Raw genomic sequence first — 13,770 nt, 5'->3', positions numbered from 1 at the left:
GGTCAGAGCTCGACTCGGTACTGGGAGTCCACGATAGGTAGCCTGGTTCGTCGTGATCACCCGTGCCGCAGTGGTACCGCACCCGCCTCTTCTGGTGCCAGAACTGGTCGCGGGAGCCGCCGCGGAAACCGCGTCCGTGCGCGCCGCAACCGTTGCCGCAGCAGGGAAACTGCCCGGTCCGTGGGTCGCCGTCGCGGTGGACGACAGCGGCCCTTCGACGATGGTGCCACCGCTGTCAGGAACTTTTCTCGGATATGGGGTCGATGTACCTGTATCACTCGGCGGTGACTCGGTCCCGGACCCCCGAATTCCGTTGCCAGTGCTAATCACCGCGTGGCTGCGGGAACAGTGCGCAGTCGAAGTGTCACGCGTTGAACTCATACCGCGTGATCTGCCGACATCCGAATGTGTCTCGTTTGGACAACGACTTGCGGACGAATCCGCCGGGCTCTTGATCCTGGGCGACGGTTCCACTCGTCACGGCGCCCGCTCGCCGGGCTCTGACGACGAGCGTTCGGGACCTTTCGACGAGCACGTTCATTCACTTCTGGCCGCCGCTGACGTGGACGGCCTGCTTTCTCTCGACGTCGAGCTCGCGGCGGAGCTGGGTGCACAGGGCCGGGCGGCGTGGCAGGTCCTCGCCGGGGTGCCCGGACCGTGGCGTTGCTCGTCGGCCGAGTTCTTCGCACCGTTCGGCGTGGGCTACCACGTCGCTGTCTGGGAGCGCCCGTGATCACCCCCATCGCAGTTGTCGGACCCACCGCGACCGGCAAGTCCGACCTGGCAGTCTCCTTGGCGGAACGGTTCGGGGGAGAGGTCGTCAACGCCGACGCCATGCAGCTCTACCGGGGCATGGACATCGGCACGGCGAAGATGACGCTCGCCGAGCGTCGCGGCGTCCCGCACCACCTGCTCGACGTTCTCTCCGTCACCGAGACCGCGTCCGTCGCGGCCTATCAGCGGGAGACGCGTGCGGTGATCGAGGACCTGCTCGCTGCCGGCAAGCCGCCGATCCTCGTCGGCGGTTCCGGTCTGTACGTGCAGGCGGTGCTCGACGACCTGAAGTTTCCCGGTACCGACGACGCCGTGCGGGAGCGTTTCGAGGCCGAGCTGGCTTCTCTCGGCCCGGAGGCGCTGCACCAGCGGTTGCGGACTCTGGACCCGGCGGCCGCGATCGCGATCCTGCCTTCGAACGGGCGCCGGATCGTGCGCGCTCTGGAGGTCATCGAGCTGACCGGGCAGCCGTTCTCCGCGAACCTCCCCAAGCCCGGTCCGGCCCGCTACGACACCGTTCAGATCGGCGTCGACCGCGAGGTGTCCGAACTGGACTCGCGCGTCGACCAGCGGGTCGACGTGATGTTCGCGTCGGGGTTGGAGCGTGAGGTGCGTGCCCTCGTCCGGCTCGGTCTGCGCGACGGCAAGACGGCTTCGCGTGCGCTGGGCTACCAGCAGGTCCTGTCCGCAATGGACGGAGCCTGCACGATCGACTTCGCGGCCGAGGAGACCAAACGCGCCACCCGCCGGTTCGTGCGGCGGCAGCGTTCCTGGTTCCGGCGTGACCAGCGCATCACCTGGCTGGACGGTGCGCGGCCCGATTTGGTCGAGGCCGCCGGTAACCTGGTGCCGTGGAGTTCGTGAAGGGGCACGGCACGGAGAACGACTTCGTCATCCTGCCCGACCTCGATGACCAGCTGGACCTGACTCCTGCGCGCGTCCAGGCGCTGTGCGACCGGCAGCGCGGCCTGGGCGCCGACGGTGTCCTGCGCGTGGTCCGTGTGGACGGCCAGTGGTTCATGGACTACCGCAACGCCGACGGCTCCATCGCCGAGATGTGCGGCAACGGCCTGCGCGTCTTCGCCCGCTACCTCGTCGACGCGGGCCATCAGCCGCAGGGTTCCTTCGTCGTGGGCACACGGGCGGGCGATCGCACGGTCATCACGCACCCGGACGGCTCCGTCACGAACGACATGGGCCCCGCCCGCGTCACCGGCACGTCCATCGCGGCGGTCGACGGCACCGGTATCGGCGGCTTCGCGGTCGACGTCGGCAACCCGCACCTCGCGTGCGTCACCGATGTGCCGGTCGACGGCTTCGACCTCACCGTGCCGCCCGGCTTCGACCCGGTGTTCTTCCCGCACGGCGTCAACGTCGAGCTGATCAACGTCCTCGAAGCCGACGGCCCCCGTGGCGGTGCTCTGAAGATGCGCGTCTACGAACGCGGCGTCGGCGAGACCCGCTCGTGCGGCACCGGCACCGTCGCGTCCGTCGCCTCGTGGCTCGCGGGCCAGGGCCGCACCACCGGCTCGGCGACCGTCGACGTCCTCGGCGGCCAGGTGTTCGTGACGATCGAGCCGACGACGTCGACGCTCACCGGACCTGCCGTGCTCGTCGCGCGCGGCGAGCTCGACAAGTCCTGGTGGGACGCCCTGGCCTGACTGATATATCGCTTCCGACATATCAGTTGAGGTCGTAGACCTCGACCTTCCCGAGCCGCTCGGGCTTGACCACGTCCGGGTGCGAATCCGGCGCCGTCAGGCACACCAGCTTGTCGTCGACGACGGCGACGGCGAAGCACGTCTGCGTCGTCTCCACCCGGTGCGTGATCTTGCCGCCCTCGGTCACCCGGAACACCGCGGGCTGCAACGCCGGCGCCACCCACACACCGTCGCCGTCACCGGCGATTCCGTCCGGCGCGATCCCGAACTCCTTCACATCGGCCCACAACCTGCGGTTTTGCAACGATCCGTTGCGGTCGACCGAAAACGAAGTGAGTTTGAATGCAACGGTCTCGGCGACAACCAATATATTGCCGCTCTCGGACTCGCCGGTCGGGTCGGGCAGCAGGGCCATGCCGTTGGGGAACTTGAGGTCTTCGGCGACGACGCTGACGGAGCCGTCGGGCTGGACGAGAGCGAGTGCGGCGCCCGGCGGGTCGAAGTCGGGGTCGAGGAGTCGCGGGATACCGACTTCGGTGATCAGGCCGTGCAGGTCGAACCCGAAGTTGCCGACGTACGCGCGACCCTCGCCGTCGACGAGCATGTCGTTGGCGTGATAGGTCGCGACATCCGATATATCAGCGTGGAGTACGAGGTCGTCGCCCTCAAGACGGCGCACGGTGTGGTCGAGCATCGACACGATGAGCATGCGTCCGTCGGGCAGCCACCCGAGGCCCGAAGGCTGGCCGTCGAAGGCGACGACGAGCTCGTCCTCACCGGTCGCGAGGTCGAGCGCGTGCACCTCGCCCGCGTAGAAGTCGGAGTAGTAGAGGCGGCCGTCGGGGCCGCGTCGCGGTCCCTCGCCGAAGTGGAGACCGTCCCGCAGTACCCGAGTACCTGCTTGTTGCGCCTCAGCCATGGGCGTCGACGCTAGCTCCGGTCGGAAGATCACGCATCGTCCGCAACGGTGAGAACAACACCCACAACATTCCGAGGACCGAACCGATCAACGCGACCCACAGCGTCGGCACGATGCCGATCCACGTGCCGAGCCCGCCGCCCAGCAGCGCGCCCAGCGGCGTCGAGCCCCACACCACCCAGCGGATCGAGGCGTTCATCCGGCCCAGCAGGTGGTCGGGGCAGATCGCCTGCCGGTAGCTCACCTGGCCGACGTTGTAGACGACGATCCCGAACACGCACACCGCCGAGCCGGCCATCGGCAGCACCAGGCCCCACCCGTCCGACACGAACGGCAGCGTCAGGGTGAACGGCCAGGTCAGCATCGGGATGAGCCAGATCATCCTGGCCTGCCCGACCAGCACGCCGATCCGGTACGCGAACGCCGCGCCGAGCACACCGCCGACGCCGCCCGCGCTGAGGAGCAGGCCGGCCGTTCCCTCGCTGAGCCCGACGACGTTCAGCAGGAAGAGGATCATCACGGCGTTCTGGATGCCGTGGAAGAAGTTCGACGTGCCGGTGCACGCCACGATCATGCGCAGCGTCGTGTTGCCGAAGACGAACCGCAGTCCCTCGCCGATCTCGCGACGCAGGTGCGGGTCGGGGTGGCGTTCCGGCGCCGGTTCGACGGTCTTGATCCGGAGCAGGAAGAACGCCGAGCTCAGGTAACCCACACCGGTCGCCAGGACGCCGTTGGCCGCGCCGAGGAACTGTGCCGCGTAGCCGCCGATCGCGGGTCCGGACACCTCCGCGACCGACAGGCTGGCCTGCAGCTTCGAGTTGCCCTCGACGAGCTGGGCGCGTCCGACCAGCGACGGCAGGTACGACTGGTAGGCGACGTCGAAGAACACCGTGCACACACCCACCGCGAGGCTCACCGCGATGAGCTGCGGCAGCGTCAGCACGTCGAGCCACCACGCGACGGGCACGCTCAGCAGCAGTGCCGCGCGCGAGACGTCCATCGCGATCATCAGCGGTCTGCGGCGCATCCGGTCGACCCACACGCCCGCGGGAAGGCCGATCAGCAGGAACGCCATCATGCTCGCCGCGGCCAGCAGACCCATCTCGAACGGTGTCGCGTTCAGCACACCCGCCGCGAGCAGCGGGATGACCGTCATGCCGACGTTCGCGCCGAACTGGCTGATGGTGTCGCCCATCCAGAGCCTGCGGAAGTCGGGGTGCCCCCAAAGCGCCATGCCGACGAGTCTGCGCTGAGTGATTGGAAACTGTCAATCACTTAGACTGGAGGCGTGGCACTCTCCCGCAAGCGACGGCCCGCGACGAGCGAGGAAGCCGCGGCTCTCAGCTCTGACCTGCGGCTGCGGATGATCCGCATGACGTTCGACCGGCCGCTGACCAACAAGGAGCTGGCGCAGCGCCTCGGCAAGGACCCGGCGACGACGCTGCACCACGTCCGCAAGCTCGTCGCGGCCGGATTCCTCGAAGCGATGCCTCCCCGCGCGGGCAACAGGGGAGCGAAAGAGATCCCCTATCGGTCGACAGGGCTGTCCTGGCAGCTCGACAACAGCGAAAATGCGGTCGCAGTCGGTGAGGCGATGCTGCACGCTTTCCTCGGCGAGGTTGCCGACATCGGGCTCAGGGACGTGGATCAGAGCCGCCTGGTCGTCACCGTCGACCCCGAGGAACTAAAGCAGCGGCTCGCGTCGTTGATGGATGAGCTGGCCGCGCAACCGGTCAAGCCGGATGTTCCCCGTGTGGCGATCTACCTCGCGGTGTATCCGGGGGACTAGCAGTCCGTGGGACGATGAAGGGCAAATGACGGAAAACATCCAGAGCACAGAGTTCGACCCCGAGTTCGACTCGACGTGGGAAGAGGAAGACTTCTCGACGGGCGACTACGAACGTGTCGAACGTGCCGCGTTGCGTCGTGTCGCCGGGTTGTCGACCGAGCTCGAGGACATCACCGAGGTCGAGTACCGGCAGCTTCGCCTGGAGCGGGTCGTGCTCGTCGGGGTGTGGACCGAGGGCACGGCCGCGGACTCCGACGCCTCGATGGCCGAGCTGGCGCGCCTTGCCGAGACCGCCGGTTCCGAGGTCCTCGAAGGCGTGGTGCAGCGGCGCGACAAGCCCGACGCGGCGACGTACATCGGCTCCGGCAAGGTCTCCGAGCTGCGCGACGTGGTGCAGGCGACCGGCGCGGACACGGTGATCTGCGACGGTGAGCTCTCGCCGGGCCAGCTGCGTCAGCTGGAGGAGAGGCTCAAGGTCAAGGTCATCGACCGGACCGCGCTCATCCTGGACATCTTCGCGCAGCACGCGCGGTCCAAGGAGGGCAAGGCCCAGGTCGAGCTGGCCCAGCTGCAGTACCTGATGCCGCGCCTGCGCGGCTGGGGTGAGACGTTGTCGAGGCAGGCCGGTGGTCGTGCCGGTGGCGGCAACGGCGGCGTGGGTCTGCGCGGTCCCGGTGAGACCAAGATCGAGACCGACCGGCGCCGGATCCGCGACCGCATCTCGAAGCTCCGCCGCGAGCTCTCCGCGATCAAGGTGATCCGCGAGACCAAGCGCAGCCGCCGCGTCGCGAACGAGATCCCGAGCGTCGCCATCGCGGGTTACACGAACGCTGGCAAGTCCTCGCTGCTCAACGCGCTGACCGACGCCGGTGTCCTGGTGGAGGACGCGCTGTTCGCCACCCTCGACCCGACGACGCGCCGCGCGCTGACGCCGGAGGGCCTGGCGTACACGCTGACGGACACGGTCGGCTTCGTCCGGCACCTGCCGCACCAGCTGGTCGAGGCGTTCCGCTCGACGCTGGAGGAGGTCGGCCAGGCCGACCTGCTCGTGCACGTCGTCGACGGTTCCGACGCAATGCCGGAGTCGCAGGTCAAGGCCGTGCGCGAGGTGCTGGCCGAGATCAACGAGGAGTCCGGCACGCCGATGCCGCGCGAGCTGCTCGTCGTGAACAAGATCGACGCGGTGGGCGACCTGGGCCTGGCCCGGCTGCGGCACCTGTTCCCGGACGCGTCGTTCGTGTCGGCGCACTCGGGCCTCGGCATCGAGGAGCTGAAGGTCCGCATCGCCGAGCTGATGCCACGGCCCGAGGTCGTGGTCGAGGCTCTCGTCCCGTACGCGCGCGGCGAGGTCGTCGCCCGCGTGCACCGCGACGGCGAAGTGCTGTCCGAGAAGCACACGGAGTCGGGCACGCTGCTGTCCGCCCGCGTGCGCCCGGACCTCGCGGGCCTGCTCGAGGAGTTCGCGACGAACGGAACTCCTGCTTGATCCCGCCTCCACCGGTGGACGTGTGCCCGGTCAGCATGCAAGAGCTCTCCGGGCTCACGTCCGACGGAAACCAGTTCTTCGCCGTCAACGACAGCGACAACGGCACGCTGCGCATCCAGGTCATGGGCCGTGACTGCGCCGTTCGGCGCACGATCACCGCGCCCGTCGACCCGTTCGACGTCGAAGACCTGGCGATGACGCTGGACGGCACCCTCTGGGCCTCCGACACCGGCGACAACGGCAAGTCCCGCTCCACGATCGCCCTGCACAAGGTTTCGCCCTCGGGCGCCGTGGAGCGGTTCCGCCTCACCTACCCGGACGGCAAGCACGACGCCGAAGCCTTGTTGATCGACAAGTCCGGCATCCCGTACATCGTCACCAAGGAACCCATCGGCTCCGCACTGGTATATCGCCCGACGGCCCCGCTCCAAACCGATATATCAGTCCCGTTGGAGCAGGTAGCGCGCGTGTCGCTGTCCACCACGGACACTCCGGGCGGCCCCCTGGAAGGCACCCTTGACTCGCGGCTCGTGACCGGCGCCGCCGCCACGGCCGACGGCTCGGTGATCGCCCTGCGCACCTACACCGACGCCTACCTCTACCCGGTCCCGGACGGCGATCTGGTGAAAGCCCTCTCCGGCGACCCGGTCCGCATCCCGCTGCCGAACGAACCCCAGGGCGAGGCCATCGCCTTCGACCCGGACGGCACCCTGCTCTCCGGCTCGGAAGGCGTCGGCACCCCGATCCGCGCAGTGGCGGGCGCCGCCGCGCTGGCCAAGCCGCCGGCGCCGACGACCACGACGCCCCCACCGCCGGCTGCCGACCAACCCCAAGCGTCGCCGCCGTCGACGTCCAGCTCCTGGCAGAACTGGCCCCTGGCCCTGACCCTCGGCGGCGTCGTCCTGATCGCCGCCCTCGTCATCGGCCTCCGCCTGCGCCGCCGAGCCTGACCGCGCTGATCAGTCGGCGCGCGGCGGGACAGCTGCCGCCGCGAAGGCTTTTTCGATCTTGCTCTCGGCCTCTTTCGTGCCGCCGCGCTGGCTCACGTACGAGTAGGCGATGAGACCCGCGCTACCGGCGACGTTGACGACGGTCAGCGTGACGTAGAGCCACGCCCGCTCCTGCCCCCAAGCCCCCGGTGCCGTCGTGTGAAGTGCCTGCGCCAGTCCGATCGCCGCGCTGGCGGTGTACACGACGACGGCCGCCAGCAGCAGGGTCTTCACCTGCCGGTGAGACCGTCCACCTCGCAGGATTCGCGACTGCCAGGCGATCAGCGGCAGACCGGTGCGCCGCGCGATCTCCTTCTCCAGGCCGCGCTGGTATCCGATGAGGTTTCGCACCATGTTGTTCAGATAGAGGCCGTGCAGGATCACGATCGACACGGCCAGCGGCAACCACATCAAGAGGTAACCCCTGCCGCCACCGACAGCGACGGTCGCGGCAAGTGCGATCACCGTGCTGCCTGTGGCGAAGATGCGATCACCCGAAGTCGTCACGGCCGTGATCCGCCCGGCGACGTCGCGGCACTCGCCGACCAGCCAGTCGACGATCTGGGCTTCGGTGAACGGCGACGCCTCCGCAGGCTCTTGGGACACGAACAGCAGATTCCCACAACACTGATCTTCGCCCAGCCTCGCTGACCTGCCACCTTAGCAATGACTCTTTTGACTTCGTCGTCAAAAGAGTCATTGCAATGGCCTGAACCGCACGGCACCATGAGGTAATGCCTGGTAAGCGGCTGGATGAAGACGAACGGCAGCTCATCGCCCAGTTCCTGTGGGACGGGCTGGGGTACTCCGAAATCGGGAGGCGGTTGCAAAGGCCCGCCTCGACGATCCAGCGGGAAGTCGCCCGCAACGGGGGCCACAACAACTACCGGCCGGGGGCCGCGCACCGGGCGGCGGCCGAGCGGGCGACGCGCCGGATGCCCGCGGTGGACGACCTCGACATCGACGAGGAGGCCTACTCGTTCGACCGCAGCCCAGGCAAAGTGCAGGAGTTCCACCTGCGGCTGGTCGGCGTGTTCCGGCAGACCGGGCTCACGCGCACGGCGGCGCGGATCCTCGCCGAGATCTTCATGACCGACAAGGGGAGCTTGTCGGCGACCGAGCTGGTGCTGCGGCTGTCGGTCAGCCCGGGCACGATCTCGCGGTCGACGAGCTACCTGGAGGAGCTGGGTCTGTTGCGCAGCGAGCGCGACGGCAAGCGGATGCGCTACTTCCTCGACGACGACCTCTGGTACCGGGCGTGGCTGTCCAGCGCCGAGCGCAACGCCCTGTGGTCGAACACCGCACTGGACGGGTCCGAGATCTTCGGACCCGCCACGCCAGTGGGTGAGCGCCTCAAGGACATGGGCCAGTTCTTCAGCTTCGTCGTCCTGGAGATGGAGGCGACGCGGCAGAAGTGGGTCGACTTCTTCGAGAAGAAGAAAAGAGCTAGGGGAGACGCCTGAGCACGGTGACGACCTTGCCGAGGATGGTGGCCTCGTCGCCGTTGATCGGCTGGTAGGCCGTGTTGTGCGGCATCAGCCACACGTGGCCGTCCTTGCGCTTGAACGTCTTGACGGTCGCCTCGCCGTCGATCATGGCGGCGACGATCTCGCCCTGGTCGGCGGTCGGCTGCTTGCGGATGACGACCCAGTCGCCGTCCGTGATGGCGGCGTCGATCATCGAGTCACCGACGACGCGCAGCAGGAACAGCTCGCCCTCGCCGACGATCTCGCGCGGCAGCGGGAACACGTCCTCGATCGACTCCTCCGCCAGGATCGGCCCACCGGCCGCGATCCGGCCGACCATCGGCACGTACGCGGGCGTCGGCTTGGACATCGGGTCGAGACCGGGGTCGATCTCGGAGGGCAGCATGCCCACCGCGCGCGGGCGGTTGGCGTCGCGGCGCAGGAAGCCCTTCCGCTCCAGCGCGCGCAGCTGGTACGCGACCGACGAGGTCGACGTCAGGCCCACGGCCTCGCCGATCTCGCGCACGCTCGGGGGGTAACCGAAGCGGTCGACCCAGTCGCGGATCACATCGAGAACCTTGCGCTGACGCAAAGTCAGGCCCGCGTTGCCCGCGATCTCACTTACCTCTGCCGCCACAAGAGCGGGGTCCGGGTCGATCGTCTTGCCTGCCACGGTCGCTGTCCTCCTCGCCGCCCCCAGTTCGAATGGGATTCCGGCACTCCGTCGATCTTCGTGGTCGACGGTAGTCGTGTTTGCTGCACAGATCAAACACCTGTTCGAGGTATTTGGGCGCGTGTTGTGGCGTTCGGCGGGTCGGTCTGGTAGAAATTCGCACGGACGTTCGATCGAACCCCTGTTCGATCATGGTGGTTGACCTGCGATGGAGGTCGTCATGGCGGTGCTCGTCGAGAAGCGGTTGCCGGGTGTCGAAGGCAGTGACGTCGCTGCCGTCGCAGCGGGGCGTCCACTCCGTTCGGGTCCCCGGGTCATGCCGAGGCGACCGGCGACCAGGCCGCGTCCGGTCGCGGTGCCCGCGTCGCGCGAGTCGAGCTCGTGCGAGGTCCGGCCGAAGCGCGAGTCGATGCTCGAACTCGTCGCCGTCGGTGTGCTGAGCGCCCTGACGGTCATCGCTCTCGGTGTGCTCTACCTCCAGCAGACCGGCGTCACCCCGTAAGACCGAAGCGAAACCGAAGCCTCGCGGAAGTGGCCCTGTCCACCATTCGGTGCGACAGACGAGCCCACCCCGGAGGCAACGAGAATGAGACTGGGACGAATCGCCGCGGCCGCGACCATCGCCGTCGGCACCCTGCTGTCCATGGCGCCGGCCGCCGGCGCCGCCGCCTCCCGAGACGTCGACGTCTACACCGACGACCCGGACCCCAAGGGCGGCATGGCCTGGTTCAAGGCCTACGGCGAGCACTTCGGGATCTGCGACCGCGACTACGACGACCTCGGCGTGCGCGGCAAGCTCAGCTACACGTACAACGGCATCCTGTACGAGTACAAGTTGTGGCATCACTCGGGCCACCACCAGGACCCGCGGCTGAACTGCAACACCTACCCGGACGACATCAACATCCCCGAGGGCACCAAGGTGTACCTGCAGGTGTGCCTGCAGAAGGAGAAGGGCGCCACCCTCAAGTACTGCGACACCGACACGGGCGTGGCCTGACAGTTCGGCCGTGAGCGGTGGGGGCAGGGCTCGCTCACGGCCGCGCGGTGAGGCCTTCGAGGGCGCGCGTCGCGCGTGCGGCTCCGGTGACGTGCCCGGTGTCGCGCCAGATGCGCAGGGCCTCCCGCATCGCGTGTCCGGCCTGCGCGTCTCGACCGGAGACGGACTCCACGGCGGCGACGGCGAACAGCGCCTCCGCCTCCAGGGAGCGGAACCCACCCGCTCGTGCCACCTCGAGGGCGGCGGTCGCGTGCGGCCGCGCCGTCGCCGGATCGGTGGCGGCGAGGACGTGGGCGAGCGCGGCGGACGCCTCCGCCTCCAGTCCGCGCAGGCCGGACCGCGTCGCGATCTCCAACGCCCGCACCAGGTGTTCCCGCGCGGACGTCGCACGTCCCAGCCCGATCAACGCCACAGCCTCGGCCTGCTGGTCGCCGTCCTGCCGGGCGCACTCCAGCGCCTCGGCGGCGGTCCGGCGGGCGGTGTCGTGGTCGTCGCGGGCCAGATGCACGGCGCTCAGCCCGCTCAGCGCCGTGGCTTCACCGAAGCGGGATCCCTGCTCGCGGAACGACTCCAGCGCGAGCAGCAACGTGTGCTCGGCGTTCGCGACGTCGCCGAGCGCCAGCAGCACCGACCCCAGGTCCGCCAGGTTGGCGGCCTCCCAGAAAGCGAGCGAATCCTTGCGGCACAACCGGACCGACTCCTCGAGGCACGTTCTGGCCTCGGCCAGCCTGCCGAGCTGCCGGTAGTGACAGCTCAATGAGTTCAGCGCGTGACTCTCGCCCGACGGGTTGCCCAGCTCGCGGAACAGCTCGATCGCACGGTGGCTGTGCTCGACCGCCTCGGCGAGCCTGCCCGTCCAGTCCAGCATCGACCCGAGGTTCGACACGGCCGTCGCCTCGCACTCGCGCCACCCGCACACACGGCTGGCCCGCGCCGCCTCTTCAGTGTGCGCGACACCGTCCGTGTGCCGCCCTTCGCGAAACGCCGCGCCACCCATCGTCAGGCGCAGCAACGCTTCCGCGGCGTGCGCTTCGTGCCGCCTGGCAGCGGGCAGCAGCACCGACGCGAGCTCCAGCCACTCCGCGCGCCTGCCGTGGTCGTGGAAGAACCGCCGAACCGCGTCGGCGAGATACCAGACCTGCGGGCGCGGGCCGGCCACGGCTGCCCGTCGCAACGCCGCGACCAGGTTGGGCGCCTCCACGTCCAGCCACGCCACGGCTTCCGCGCTCGAACCGAACCGCACCGGGCTCTCGGCGGGTTCGTCGTCGCGGGGCAGCGACACCACTCGCTTGCCCAGCAGGGCCACCGCCGCGTCGGCGGCCGCGAGGTAGCCGGCGAACAGTCTTTCCCACGCGGGCGCGGATTCCCCGCTGTCCGCGCGTTCCTCGGCGTAGCGGCGGACCAGGTCGTGGAACCGGTAGCGGCCCGGCGCATGCGCCTCGACCAGGTTCGCGGCACTCAACCCGCGCAGCAACCGGATCGCGACACCGGAGCCGGTGCCGAGCAACGCCGCCGCGTCGTGCGGCGTGAAATCCGGTCCCGGCACGACGCCGAGCAATCGGAACAGTCGCCGCTGGCCGTCCGGAAGTGCTTGGTAGGACACGGAGAACGCCGTGGCGACCGCGCTCTGCTCCGCGCCGTCGAAGGCGAGCAGCGGGTCGGCGCGCAGCTCCGCGACCGCCGCACCGATGCTCGTACCGACGTTGGCCGCGGCGATCCGCAACGCGAGCGGGTGGTGCCCGCACACCTCGGCCAGCTCCGCGGCGGCGGCGGGTTCGGCGGCCACGCGCTCCTCGCCGAGCGCCGAGACGAGCAGCGCGTGCGAGTCCCGCTCCGGCAGCTGCGCCAGGGTGATCGTGCGAGCGCCGGTGCGGGCGACCAGGTCGCCCAGCCGGTTCCTGCTCGTCACCAGCACGCGGCCGGACGACGGCAGCAGCGGCAGCACCTGAGCGGCGTCGCGCGCGTTGTCCAGCACCACCAAGGCTTTCCGGTCCGCGAGCAGTGACCGGAAAAGTCCACTTTGGTCGTCCGATTCGGACGGTCTGGCACCGAGTGCGCGCAGCAGCTGAGCCAGTGCGGCGGTAGCGCTGAGGGGTTCGTCGTCGGCGTCGAAACCGCGCAGGTTCACGTACAGCTGCCCGTCGGGGTAGCGGTCACGGGCCGCGTGCGCCCACCGCACGGCGAGCGCGGTCTTCCCGACTCCCGCGGTACCGGTGATCAGCCACACGCCGTCCTCACCGGCCTCCAGCTCGGCCAGCTCCGCCGCACGGCCCGCGAAACCCCGTGCCGCCAAGGGGAGTTCGGCCGGGCGCACCTCGGTGACCGGCTGGACGGGAGCCCGGTCGTCGCCGCGCAGGACGCGCAGCTGGGCGTCGCGCAACGCCTGTCCCGGTTCGATGCCGAGCTCGGACACCAGCAGGTCGTGCCCCTGGGAGTACACCTCCAGCGCCTCGGCGGCACGTCCGCACCCGTGCAGCGCGAGCATCAGCGTCGCGCGCGGCCGTTCGCGGAACGGGTGCTCGTCGACGAGCTTGCGCAGCTCGCCCAGCGCCTCGGCGTGATGGCCCGCGGCGACCTGGAGCTCGTGCAGCTCCTCGGCGATCGCGAGGCGTCGTTCGAGCAGCGCCGGGCGTTCCAGCTCGGCCAGCTCGTCGCTCACACCGTCGAGCGGTGTGCCGGTCCACAACGCGAGCGCCTCGCGCAGGGGTGCGATGGCGGCCTCACCGGTCAGCGTCCGGGCGCGGGCGACGGCGTCGTCGAACAGGTCGAGGTCGCGCTCACCGGGCGCGACCTCGATCGAGTATCCGGACGCGCCACGCGTGATCACGTCGGTGCCGATCAGCTTGCGCAGGTCGGACACGTGCACCTGCAGCCTGCCGCGGGCGCTGCGCGGCGCCTGCTCACCCCAGGTCAGGTCGATCAGCCGGTCCTCCGGCACGACCCGGCCGGGGCTGAGCAGCAGCGCCGCCAGCACCGACGCCTGTTTCGGTCCGGCCGGGCGCACCGGCCCGGC

14 protein-coding genes are annotated in these 13,770 nt (G+C 69.5%); 9 read left to right on the top strand and 5 right to left on the bottom strand.

Features of this window, described 5'->3' with window-relative positions; genetic code table 11:
• Positions 1 to 451 precede the first annotated feature (451 nt).
• Genes ABZX92_RS41965 through dapF form a run of 3 tightly spaced genes read left to right on the top strand, consistent with a single transcriptional unit; the run spans position 452 to position 2,435 of the window.
• Positions 452 to 733, top strand: a complete 282-nt coding sequence (locus ABZX92_RS41965) for a hypothetical protein (RefSeq protein WP_355571095.1) — start codon at positions 452 to 454, stop codon at positions 731 to 733.
• The gene (miaA, locus tag ABZX92_RS41960; RefSeq protein ID WP_355571093.1) at positions 730 to 1,638 is read left to right on the top strand and encodes a tRNA (adenosine(37)-N6)-dimethylallyltransferase MiaA; all 909 of its coding nucleotides are present in this window, start codon (positions 730 to 732) and stop codon (positions 1,636 to 1,638) included. Before ABZX92_RS41965 ends, miaA begins: the two co-directional genes overlap by 4 nt.
• Positions 1,626 to 2,435 carry a diaminopimelate epimerase gene (dapF, locus tag ABZX92_RS41955; protein WP_355571091.1) on the top strand — a complete coding sequence of 270 codons (810 nt, stop codon included), beginning with the start codon at positions 1,626 to 1,628 and terminating at the stop codon, positions 2,433 to 2,435. The genes miaA and dapF overlap by 13 nt, the downstream gene beginning before the upstream one ends.
• Before the next feature lie 22 nt (positions 2,436 to 2,457).
• On the opposite strand, the gene ABZX92_RS41950 is transcribed toward dapF, so the two are convergent.
• Positions 2,458 to 3,354, bottom strand: coding sequence for an SMP-30/gluconolactonase/LRE family protein (locus ABZX92_RS41950; RefSeq protein ID WP_355571089.1), 897 nt, complete (start codon positions 3,352 to 3,354; stop codon positions 2,458 to 2,460).
• Positions 3,347 to 4,588, bottom strand: a complete 1,242-nt coding sequence (locus ABZX92_RS41945) for an MFS transporter (RefSeq protein ID WP_355571087.1) — start codon at positions 4,586 to 4,588, stop codon at positions 3,347 to 3,349. The genes ABZX92_RS41950 and ABZX92_RS41945 overlap by 8 nt, the downstream gene beginning before the upstream one ends.
• Before the next feature lie 54 nt (positions 4,589 to 4,642).
• Between ABZX92_RS41945 and ABZX92_RS41940 the strand changes: the two genes are divergently transcribed.
• The 3 genes from ABZX92_RS41940 to ABZX92_RS41930 are packed head-to-tail and all read left to right on the top strand — an operon-like array spanning position 4,643 to position 7,579.
• Positions 4,643 to 5,143: a helix-turn-helix domain-containing protein gene (locus ABZX92_RS41940; protein ID WP_355571085.1), complete on the top strand. Its 501-nt coding sequence runs from the start codon at positions 4,643 to 4,645 to the stop codon at positions 5,141 to 5,143.
• Positions 5,144 to 5,168: 25 nt separating this feature from the next.
• Complete coding sequence (hflX, locus tag ABZX92_RS41935) at positions 5,169 to 6,629, top strand: GTPase HflX (RefSeq protein ID WP_355571083.1); 1,461 nt, start codon at positions 5,169 to 5,171, stop codon at positions 6,627 to 6,629.
• The gene (locus ABZX92_RS41930; protein ID WP_355571081.1) at positions 6,626 to 7,579 is read left to right on the top strand and encodes a hypothetical protein; all 954 of its coding nucleotides are present in this window, start codon (positions 6,626 to 6,628) and stop codon (positions 7,577 to 7,579) included. Before hflX ends, ABZX92_RS41930 begins: the two co-directional genes overlap by 4 nt.
• 9 nt (positions 7,580 to 7,588) lie before the next feature.
• On the opposite strand, the gene ABZX92_RS41925 is transcribed toward ABZX92_RS41930, so the two are convergent.
• Positions 7,589 to 8,224 carry a hypothetical protein gene (locus tag ABZX92_RS41925; RefSeq protein ID WP_355571079.1) on the bottom strand — a complete coding sequence of 212 codons (636 nt, stop codon included), beginning with the start codon at positions 8,222 to 8,224 and terminating at the stop codon, positions 7,589 to 7,591.
• Positions 8,225 to 8,352: 128 nt separating this feature from the next.
• Between ABZX92_RS41925 and ABZX92_RS41920 the strand changes: the two genes are divergently transcribed.
• A complete protein-coding gene (locus ABZX92_RS41920; RefSeq protein ID WP_355571077.1) occupies positions 8,353 to 9,081 on the top strand; it encodes a helix-turn-helix domain-containing protein in 729 nt (242 codons plus the stop codon).
• On the opposite strand, the gene lexA is transcribed toward ABZX92_RS41920, so the two are convergent.
• Positions 9,065 to 9,721 carry a transcriptional repressor LexA gene (lexA, locus tag ABZX92_RS41915; protein WP_355571096.1) on the bottom strand — a complete coding sequence of 219 codons (657 nt, stop codon included), beginning with the start codon at positions 9,719 to 9,721 and terminating at the stop codon, positions 9,065 to 9,067. The genes ABZX92_RS41920 and lexA overlap by 17 nt on opposite strands.
• Positions 9,722 to 9,965: 244 nt before the next feature.
• Between lexA and ABZX92_RS41910 the strand changes: the two genes are divergently transcribed.
• Together ABZX92_RS41910 and ABZX92_RS41905 are read left to right on the top strand one after the other, a co-directional pair.
• Positions 9,966 to 10,259, top strand: coding sequence for a hypothetical protein (locus tag ABZX92_RS41910; RefSeq protein WP_355571075.1), 294 nt, complete (start codon positions 9,966 to 9,968; stop codon positions 10,257 to 10,259).
• Positions 10,260 to 10,343: 84 nt separating this feature from the next.
• On the top strand, positions 10,344 to 10,757 hold the full coding sequence (locus tag ABZX92_RS41905; protein ID WP_355571073.1) for a hypothetical protein: 414 nt from the start codon (positions 10,344 to 10,346) through the stop codon (positions 10,755 to 10,757).
• Between the two features lie 34 nt (positions 10,758 to 10,791).
• Here the strand turns inward: ABZX92_RS41905 and ABZX92_RS41900 are convergent.
• Positions 10,792 to 13,770: BTAD domain-containing putative transcriptional regulator (locus ABZX92_RS41900; RefSeq protein ID WP_355571072.1), on the bottom strand; the 2,979-nt coding region annotated here is incomplete at its 5' end.

It is taken from the genome of Lentzea sp. NPDC006480 (genome assembly GCF_040611995.1).
Classification (GTDB): domain Bacteria; phylum Actinomycetota; class Actinomycetes; order Mycobacteriales; family Pseudonocardiaceae; genus Lentzea.
This window is presented reverse-complemented; position numbering and strand designations above follow the sequence as displayed.